The 9,284-nt window shown below is 70.6% G+C and carries 8 protein-coding genes; 3 read left to right on the forward strand and 5 right to left on the reverse strand.

What is annotated here, in order from left to right; translation table 11 throughout:
* Window positions 1-32: 32 nt before the first annotated feature.
* The 5 genes from ROTAS13_RS13860 to ROTAS13_RS13880 form a co-directional block, all read right to left on the reverse strand.
* A complete protein-coding gene (locus ROTAS13_RS13860) occupies window positions 33-590 on the reverse strand; it encodes a hypothetical protein (RefSeq protein ID WP_075822631.1) in 558 nt (185 codons plus the stop codon).
* A 139-nt stretch (window positions 591-729) separates the two neighbouring features.
* Window positions 730-1,839: an enolase C-terminal domain-like protein gene (locus ROTAS13_RS13865; protein WP_019462634.1), complete on the reverse strand. Its 1,110-nt coding sequence runs from the start codon at window positions 1,837-1,839 to the stop codon at window positions 730-732.
* The gene (locus ROTAS13_RS13870; protein ID WP_019462633.1) at window positions 1,836-3,635 is read right to left on the reverse strand and encodes a thiamine pyrophosphate-requiring protein; all 1,800 of its coding nucleotides are present in this window, start codon (window positions 3,633-3,635) and stop codon (window positions 1,836-1,838) included. Before ROTAS13_RS13870 ends, ROTAS13_RS13865 begins: the two co-directional genes overlap by 4 nt.
* A 158-nt stretch (window positions 3,636-3,793) precedes the next feature.
* Window positions 3,794-5,110, reverse strand: a complete 1,317-nt coding sequence (gene rhaI / locus ROTAS13_RS13875; RefSeq protein ID WP_075822632.1) for an L-rhamnose catabolism isomerase — start codon at window positions 5,108-5,110, stop codon at window positions 3,794-3,796.
* Between the two features lie 30 nt (window positions 5,111-5,140).
* Window positions 5,141-7,267, reverse strand: coding sequence for a bifunctional rhamnulose-1-phosphate aldolase/short-chain dehydrogenase (locus tag ROTAS13_RS13880; RefSeq protein WP_075822635.1), 2,127 nt, complete (start codon window positions 7,265-7,267; stop codon window positions 5,141-5,143).
* A 167-nt stretch (window positions 7,268-7,434) separates the two neighbouring features.
* Here ROTAS13_RS13880 and ROTAS13_RS13885 point away from each other — a divergent pair, with 167 nt between their 5' ends.
* From ROTAS13_RS13885 to ROTAS13_RS13895, 3 genes are all read left to right on the forward strand, one after another.
* Window positions 7,435-8,238 (forward strand): DeoR/GlpR family DNA-binding transcription regulator, encoded by an 804-nt coding sequence (locus tag ROTAS13_RS13885; RefSeq protein ID WP_019462630.1) that lies wholly within the window; start codon window positions 7,435-7,437, stop codon window positions 8,236-8,238.
* Window positions 8,239-8,303: 65 nt separating this feature from the next.
* On the forward strand, window positions 8,304-8,687 hold the full coding sequence (locus tag ROTAS13_RS13890) for an L-rhamnose mutarotase (RefSeq protein ID WP_370688481.1): 384 nt from the start codon (window positions 8,304-8,306) through the stop codon (window positions 8,685-8,687).
* 5 nt (window positions 8,688-8,692) lie between these two features.
* Window positions 8,693-9,274, forward strand: a complete 582-nt coding sequence (locus ROTAS13_RS13895; RefSeq protein ID WP_075822634.1) for a hypothetical protein — start codon at window positions 8,693-8,695, stop codon at window positions 9,272-9,274.
* Window positions 9,275-9,284: the final 10 nt, after the last annotated feature.

A 9,284-nucleotide genomic window follows, 5' to 3' on the forward strand; every position in this document is an offset into this window, starting at 1 on the left:
TCGCCTTACGGTGGAGCTGTGCGTAGATGTGATCAAGAGACAGGGTACATGGCGCGGTTCTGGAAGTTCCCCCGGAAATGCAGCAGCGCCGCCTCCGCCGTGGTGCCGAGCAGCCCGGCGGCCACCAGCGCGGCGATGCCCTGGCCCAGTTCGCGGTCGCCGAGCGGTTCCCGCCGTTCCAGGCCGAGGCTTTCCAGCCGGTCCAGCGGCTGTTCCCGCACCTGTTCCGCCGCCAGCCCCACCGCGCCGGACAGCAGCATGGCGGCCGGGGCACCCAGCGGCGCGCCGTAGAACAGGTTCTCGAAGCTCAGTCGGCCAGGGCGCTTGAGGACATTGTAGACATGGAAGCCTGTCCCGATCAGGCCGGTCAGCGCCGCCAGCCCATGCACCGCGTTGCGCAGCCGGTGCGGCAGGGGCCTCTGGTCCGCCAGCCCGTGCAGGGCGGACAGGAGCGAGACGCTGGCGGTCAGCAGCGGCGTGACCATGGCCTTGTTCCGGAAGGAGCCGCGGTAGTGCTCGATACCGCTGTCGCCCAGCACGGCCAAGGCCAGGACGGCGGCCCCGCCATGCAGGTGCCGGGCGGCGTGCAAGCGCCTTTCGTGCATGGCAGGCGGGCGAGGCGGCCACAGGCGGGCAAGGGCACCGCCCCCTGGCGGCATCCGGGGGAAACCGTGGCCCGCGCGGGTTTTCAACCGGATCATGCGCGTTCCTTCCTGGAGGGCTCGGCGGTCAGGAGACGAGATAGCGGGCGGCATCGGCCCGCCGGAAGGCGAGCCCCATCCCCGGCCGCGACAGGTCGGGCGCGATGGCGCCGTCCAGCGGCACGGGTACGCCATCGAAGAGCATCGCCTCGATCCGCACATGGTCGTGGAACCATTCGAGATGGCGCAGGCGCGGGGCGGCGCAGGCGGCGTGCAGGTGCAGGGCCGGCGCGCAATGCCCCGAGAGATCGGTGTGGAACCCCTCGCAGAGCGCGGCGGCACGCAGGAAGCCGGTGATGCCGAGGCAGCGGCTGGCATCGGCCTGCATCACGTCCACGGCGCCCGCCACCAGCATCCGGCGCACATAGGCGGGATCGTAGGCATATTCCCCGGCCGCGATCTCCTGGCCCGGCGGCCCGCCCTGCCGCACCAGGCGCAGCCCGTCCAGATCGTCGCTGGACACCGGTTCCTCGAACCAGGCGACGCCTGCCTCCATGGCGCAGCGATGCGCGACCGCCAGGGCCTGCTTCGCGGTGAAGGCGCCATTGGCATCCACGAAGAGGCCGGCCTTGCCGGTCGCCTCGCGCGCCACGGCGACGCGGTGCGGGTCCTGCTCCGGATGGGTGCCGATCTTCATCTTCACCCAGCGGCAGCCATCCCGCTCCACCCAGCCGGCGAGCTGGTCGCGCAGCACCTCGTCGGGATAGGTGGTGAAGCCGCCGCTGCCATAGACCGGCACCTCCCGCCGCGCGGCGCCCAGCAACGTCACCAGCGGCAGGCCCAGCAGCTTCGCCTTGGCGTCCCAGAGCGCGGCATCAAGGGCGGAGATGGCGCAGGCCGCCACCCCCTCCCGCCCGATGTTGCGCACCGCCCGGACCATTGCCTCCCAGGCGGCGGGCAGGTCCATGGCGTCCCGGCCCCGCAACGCCTCCGCCAGAACGCCCCGCACCAGCCCTGCGGCGGCGGCGTCCGCATAGGTATAGCCCAGCCCCCGCTCGCCCCCGGCCTCCACCTCCGCCAGGACCAGGGTGGTGCGGTCCCAGGCGATGGTGCCGTCCGCCTCGGGCCGGTCCGTCGGGATGGTGTAGGCGGAGGCCGACACCGCCCCGACCGGGGCCTGCCCGCGCAGCCGGCTCACGACCGGTGCGGCAGGACCGAGCTGGCGACCTGTCGGAAGGTGTCCTTGATCACGCTGCCCAGTTCCGGCTCGCCCGCCATCGAGCGGGTGAAGGCCAGCGCCTGCTTCATCGTGATGTGCGGCGGCAGCGGCGGCACGTTGCCGTCGGCCCGGAATTCCACCACCACCGGGCGGTCGGAGGCAAAGGCTTCCTCCCAGGCCGCGCCGATCTTCTCCGGGTCGTGCACCTCGATGCCCTTGAGCCCGATCATCTCGGCGAAGCGGGCATAGGCGACGTCGGGGATGTCCTGCGACGCCAGGTACTTCGGATCGCCCTCCATCACCCGCTGCTCCCAGGTCACCTGGTTCAGGTCGCGGTTGTTCAGGACCATGGCGACGAACTGCGGCGATTCCCACTCCTTCCAGTACTTGGCGACGGTGATCAGCTCGGCCATGCCGTTCATCTGGAAGGCGCCGTCGCCGCAGATGGCCAGGACCGGGCGGCGCGGATGGGCGAACTTGGCGCCGATGGCATAGGGCATGCCCGAGCCCATCGTGGCGAGGCCGCCGGACAGCGAGGCCATCATGCCCCGCCGCATCTTCACGTCGCGCGCGTACCAGTTGGTATGGGAGCCGGAATCGCCGGTGATGATCACCCCGTCCGGCAGGCGCGGCGACAGCTCCCAGAAGATGCGTTGCGGGTTGATCGGATCGGCCGGCTGCATCGCCCGGTCCTTCAGCGTGTCCCACCAGCTGGCGAGATCCTTGGCGATCGTGTCGCGCCAGGAGGTATCGGTCTTCTGCTCCAGCATCGGCAGCAGCGCACGCAGCGTCGCCGCCGCGTCGCCTTCCAGGTTCACCTCCATCGGGTAGCGGATGGAGAGGTTCCGCGCCTGCATGTCGATCTGCACGCCGCGCGCCGCGCCTTCCTTCGGCAGGAACTCCGAATAGGGGAAGGAGGAGCCCACCATCAGCAGCGTGTCGCAGCCCTGCATCAGGTTCCAGCTCGGCTTCGTGCCCAGCAGGCCGATGGAGCCGGTGACCCAGGGCAGGTCGTCCGGCAGGGCCGCCTTGCCCAGCAGCGCCTTGGCCGCCCCGGCCTGGAGCTTGTCGGCCACGGCGATCACCTCGTCGGTGGCCTCCAGCGCGCCGGCACCGATCAGCATGGCCACCTTACTGCCACTGTTCAGCACCTCCGCCGCCCGTTCCAGCGTCGCCGCGCCGGGAACGACGCGCGGGGCGGAATAGCCGCTGCCGGAGGGCACGATCCCGTGCGCGCGCGGCAGGTCCTCGACCGCCGGCAGGTCCTGCAGGTCATTGGGGAAGATCAGCGCCGTGACCGCGCGCTCGCCCATCGCGATGCGCATGGCGCGGTCAACCAGGTGGCGGACCTGTTCCGGCACCATCGCCGTCTGCACGAAGGCACGCGCCACATCCTTGTACAGGGACTGGAGATCGATCTCCTGCTGGAAATGCCCGCCCAGGGCCGCGCGCGCCTGCTGCCCGACCAGGGCCAGCACGGGCTGATGGTCGGCGCGCGCGTCATACAGCCCGTTCAGCAGGTGCACCGCACCAGGACCCGAGGTGGCGATGCAGACGCCGACCTCGCCGGTGAACTTGGCATGGGCACCGGCCATGAAGGCCGCCATCTCCTCATGCCGCGCCTGGACGAAGTCGATCTTCCGATCCGGAACCTTGTTGTGCCGTGCGAGGCCGCCGATCAGCCCGTTGATGCCGTCGCCGGGGTAGCCGAAAACCCGGCGCACCCCCCATTCGCGCAGCCGTTCCCAGACCTGGTCGCCCACTGTCTTCGCCATGACGCCGCTTTCCTCTTCATGAACTTCTGGAAAGTTCTGCGGCGAAACAGGAGGAGCACGCCGCGAATTACGGCGTTTGAACGTGTCGGCGCGGGATCTGTTGCCTGCGGGCGCCCGTGGATGCCGTGTCGCAACGTTTCACGGCGGCCCTCGGCCGGTCAGACGATCCCGCCCCCGCCGCCCTGCCGGATAGGCCGACGCGCCGCGCGGTCCTGGCGGTAGCCGCTGGCGCGATAGGCCGAGATGGGATCGATCGCCGCCCCCCTGCGCTGCCGCACCATGGCCAGGATCGGCGAGACATCCGTCTGGAAGGCCTGCTTCAGCAGGCGATGCGCCATCAGCGCGTCGTTCGCCTCCTGATGCGCGGCCAGCGCGGCGCGGTCCACCAGCAGCGCCTGGGCATAGGCGCGCTGGATCTCCATGGCCGATCCGATCAGGCTCTCGATCGGGTCGGTGACGTTGTGCGACTGGTCGATCATGTAGGCGGGCGGCCGGTCGAAGGCCCCCGCCGCCCCGGCATCCACCAACTCGTTGAAGACCAGGAACAGGCGGAAGGGATCGATCGAGCCGCTGTCCAGGTCGTCGTCGCCATACTTGGAATCATTGAAGTGGAAGCCGGCAAGGCGCTTCGCGTGCACCAGCCGCGCCACGACCATCTCGATGTTCACGTTCGGCGCGTGGTGGCCGAGATCGACGAGGCAGCGCGCCTGCGGCCCGATCTCCTGCGCCGCCAGCAGCGAGGAGCCCCAGTCCTGGATCACCGTGGCATAGAAGGCGGGCTCGTAGAGCTTGTGCTCCAGGAAGAGCGACCAGTCCGGCGGCAGCGCGGCGGCGATCTGCCGCACGCTGCCGATATAGCGCTCGTAGGCCCCGCGCAGGTTCGACTGGCCGGGGAAGTTGGCGCCGTCGCCGATCCAGATCGTCAGCGCCTTGCTGCCCAGCGCCTCGCCCGCGCGGATGCAGGCGATGTTGTGCGCCACCGCCTGGGCCCGCACCGCCGGGTCGGTGTGCGACAGGCTGCCGAACTTATAGGAGAGAGGGTGATCGGGATGACCCGGATGGTCCTGGAAGGTGTTCGAGTTCACCGCGTCGAAGCACAGGCCCAGCGTCTCCGCCTCCGCGCGCAGCGCGGCATGGTCCGCCACCTCGTCCCAGGGGAAGTGCAGCGAGACGCCGGGCGTGGCCCCGGTCAGCGCCTGCACCACGGCGCAATCCTCCAGCCGGTCGCGCAGGCTGGCCGGCTCTCCGCCGCCGGGAAAGCGCGCGAAGCGCGTGCCGCCCGTGCCCGTGCCCCAGGAGGGCAGCGCCACCGCGAAGCCTGCCAGCCGCTCCGCCACCGCCTCCACATCGATGCCGCGCGCCGCCAGCTTGCCGCCCAGCCAGTCATAGTCGCGCGCCGTCCCGGCCTCCAGCCCGCGGTTGCTTTCCGCGCGGAACACCTCGTCCACCGGGCGGATTCTCGCGATCCGGTTCATTCCCTCGCCCCCCCTTCCGCGTCTTCCGGCCTAGCGCGTGAAGGCAGGCGCGTGGCCCGCATCCACGTTCAGGATGTTGCCGGTGGATTTCCCGGATCGCGCCTCCGCGGCGAAGAAGGCGATGGCCTCGGCGATGTCCTCGGGATGAACGCCGCGCTTGAGCAGCGAGCGCTCGATATAGACCTTCTCCAGATCCTCCCGCGTCGTCCGGTTGGAGGCGGCGCGCTGGTCGCCCCATTCCCCCTGCCAGATGCGCGAGCCGCGCAGCACCGCATCCGGGTTCACCACATTGGCGCGGATGCCGTGCGGCGCGCCTTCCAGCGCGAGGCAGCGGGCGAGGTGCAGTTCCGAGGCCTTGGCGACGCAATAGGCGGAGGCGCCCGGCGAGGCCACCATGGCGTTCTTGGAGGCCACCAGCACGATGGAGCCGCCCGTGCCCTGCACCCGCATCAGCCGGAAGGCCTCCCGCGTCACCAGGAAATAGCCGGTGGCGAGGATCGAGAGGTTGCGGTCCCAGAGTTCCAGGCTCGTTTCCTCGATCGGCGCGGCGGAGGCGATGCCGGCATTGGAGACGCAGATATCGATGCCGCCGAAAGCCAGCGCGGCCTCGGCATAGAGGGCCTGGACCGCTTCCTCCCGCGTCACGTCCACCCAGGCCGAGGCCACGGCATCGGCGCCATGGCTGCGGCGCAACGCCGCCTCGGCCTCCGCCAGCGCGTCGCGGTCGATGTCGCAGAGCACGATGCAGGCGCCCTCATCCGCCAGGCGGCGCGCCGTGGCCAGGCCGATGCCGCCTGCGCCGCCGGTGATCAGCGCCACCTTGCCGGCCAGTGCCTTCGGCCTCGGCATTCGAGCGAGCTTCGCCTCCTCCAGCAGCCAGTACTCGATGTCGAAGGCTTCCTGTTCCGGCAGGCCGCGATAGGTGGAAACCGCGGAGGCGCCGCGCATCACGTTGATGGCGTTGGCGTAGAACTCGCCCGCGATGCGTGCCGTCGCCTTGTCGGCGGCGAAGGTGATCATGCCCACACCCGGCACCAGATAGACCACAGGATTCGGGTCGCGCATCGCCGGGCTGTCCGGGCGCCGGCAGCGTTCGTAATAGGCGGCGTAGGTTTCGCGATAGGCGGCGATGGCCGGCTCCAGCCGCGGCAGCAACTCCTCCAGCCCCTCGCGCGCCGGATCGAAATCCAGCACCAGCGGCGCGATCTTGGTGCGCAGGAAATGGTCGGGGCAGGAGGTGCCCAGCGGCGCCAGTTCCGCCAGGGCCTGCGAGCCCACGAATTCCAGCACCGCCGGGCTGTCGTCGAAATGCCCGATGCGGGTGGGCGTGGCGCCGCCATGGTCGCGCCCCGCGACCAGCCCACGGATCCGGGGCATCAGCGCCGCCGCCAGGGCCCGGCGTTCCTCGCGTGGCCGCGCGGCCACCTTTCCGCCGCCGAAGGCGGGGCGCCCCCGGGATTGCAGCGCCAGCCATTCGATCGCCCGGTTGATCGTGCCGATCGTGGTCTCGTAGCATTCCCGCTGCGTCCCGCCCCAGGTGAAGAGCCCGTGCGCTTCCAGGATCGCGCCCTTCGCCTTGGGGTTCTCCGCCACGAAGCGTTGCAGCCACAGGCCCAGCTCGAAACCCGGGCGGCGCCAGGGAATCCAGCCGATCGTGTCGCCGAAGATCTCCTGCGTCAGGCGCCGGCTGTCGGCCGAGGCGGCGATGGCGATGATCGCGTCCGGATGGACGTGATCGACATGCGGCCAGGGGATCAGCCCGTGCAGCGGCGTGTCGATCGAGGTGGCGCGCGGGTTCAGGCCGAAGGTCAGGTGGGGATAGAGGCCCACCATCGCATCCTCCCGCTCCGCCCCCCGGTAGAGGTCCTGCAGCCGCAGCAGGCGGTCCTGGTAGAGCGTGGCGAAGCCGTCCAGCTTCATCGTGCCGATGTCGCCGCCCGAGCCCTTCACCCAGAGCACCGTCACCGTCTCGCCCGTCAGGGGGTCGCGCATCGGGATCTTGGAGGAGGTGTTGCCGCCGCCGTAGTTGGTGACGCGCTTGTCGGAGCCAAGCAGGTTCGAGCGGTAGAGCAGCAGCTCTTCCGGCGCCAGGGTCGCGGCATGCGCGGCGTCCCAGCGGTTCTCCAGCAGGGGAGCGATGGGGGTGACGGTGTTCATGGTGCCTCCCTGGACGCGGTTGTCGGCCCGCTTCCGGATGCAGGCTTCCATATCGATCATAAACGATCAAGTCCAATCTAAACCGACCGATTCTGATCGAACGCCCTTGACGCCCTTCCGGCCGCGCCCTTAGCTGTCCGCTCGACCTCCCAGGGAAGGACCGGCGGGTGCTGGAGCGGGAACGTCAGCGGCTGATCCTCAAGACGGCGGAGGAACGCAGCGTGGTCAGCGTGACCGACCTCTGCGACCTGCTCGGCGCCTCCGAGGCCACCATCCGCCGCGACATCGTGGCCATGGCCGAGCGCGGCGAGATCCGCCGCGTGCGCGGCGGCGTGGAGGCGCTGGAGCCGCGCTACCAGCCACAGCTGGTCGGCCGCCCCTTCGCCGTCAGCCAGGAGGTGCAGGCGCCGCAGAAGCGCGCCATCGCGCGCGTGGCCGCCGGCCTGATGCGGCGCGGCGAGAGCGTCATCATCGGCGCCGGCAGCACCACCTATTGCCTGGCGGAGTTCCTGGAAGGGATGAGCCTGGACATCCTGACCAGCTCCTTCCCGCTCGCCAGCCATCTCGTCGCGCAGAGCCGCAACCGCATCACCCTGCCCGGCGGCCCCGTCTACCGCGAGCAAGGGATCGTGCTCAGCCCCTTCGAGAGCGACGTGGCACGGCATTTCCGGGGCGAGCGGATGTTCACCTCCTGCTACGGGCTGAACCGCTTCGGCCTGATGGAGAACGACCCGCTGATCGTGCAGTCGCAGATCCGGCTGATGGCCAGCGCCGAGACGGTGGTGGTGCTGGCCGACAGCCGCAAGCTGCGCCAGCAATCCTCGATGATCGTGGTGGAGCCGGGGCGGATCGGCACGCTGATCACCGACTGGGAAGCGCGTCCGGAGGAGCTGGAGCCGTTCCGGGCCCTGGGCATCGAGATCATCCAGGCGGAGCCGGGCCAGGAGGACGGGATCAGGCGGGTGGCCTAGCCGCCGGCGACCGGCGAAGGGGCAGGCCGCCGGCAGAGCGGCCGCCAGGAACAGGGAGTGGAACCATGAAGGACGGCGCGGGGGCGGCAATCCGCCCCGGAAACCCATGCGCTGGGCCATCCGCCGCGCGGGGCGGCGGCAGGATCGCCTTCCGGATGCAGCTCGACCCCGGGCAGGCGGCCGCCTACAAGGCGCGGCACGACGCGATCTGGCCGGAACTCACCGCCCTGCTGCGGGCATCCGGCATCAGCGACTACAGCATCTTCCTGCACGAACCGACGCGGAGCCTCTTCGCAGTGATGCGGCGCGCCCCGGACCACCGCGCCGACCAGTTGCCGGAGAAGGAGGTGATGCGCCGCTGGTGGCGGCACATGGCGGACATCATGGCCACGGATGCCGGCGGCGCCCCGCTTGCCGAGCCCCTGCCCCTGATGTTCCACATGGACTGAGCCCCATGTCCGGCGCATACCCCCTTGGCGGATGGACCCCGGGCCGGCTGCTGGCCGTGCTCGATATCGGCAAGAGCAACGCCAAGCTGGTGCTGCTCGACCCGCTGGGCGGCGAGGAAATCGCCCTCCGGCAGAAGCCCAACGCGCCTTGCGGGGGCGGCCCGCTGCGCCAGCTCGACCTGGCCGGGCTGGAGGACTGGCTGCTGCGGTCCCTGTCCGGCCTGCCGGAACGCCATCGCATCGCCGCCATCCTGCCCGTGGCGCATGGCACGGCGGCCGTGCTGCTCGACGCGGCGGGCGAGCCCCTGCTGGCGCCCGACTACGAGGACCCGGCCCTGGCGGGCGAGGACGCGGCCTATGAGGCCCTGCGCGATCCCTTCGCGGCGACCCTGTCCCCCTCCCTGCCGGCGGGCCTCAACCTGGGGCGGCAGATCCATTTCGTGCAGCGCCGCCTGCCCGCGACCTTCGCCCGCACCGCCGCGGTCCTGCCCTATCCGCAATACTGGGCCCACCGGCTCTGCGGCACCGCGGCCAGCGAGGTCACCTCGCTCGGCTGCCACACGGATCTGTGGCAGCCTGTCTCTTGATCACATCTAC

Origin of the sequence: Roseomonas sp. TAS13 (assembly GCF_001950415.1) — a bacterium.
In the GTDB taxonomy this organism is placed as follows: domain Bacteria; phylum Pseudomonadota; class Alphaproteobacteria; order Acetobacterales; family Acetobacteraceae; genus Roseomonas; species Roseomonas mucosa.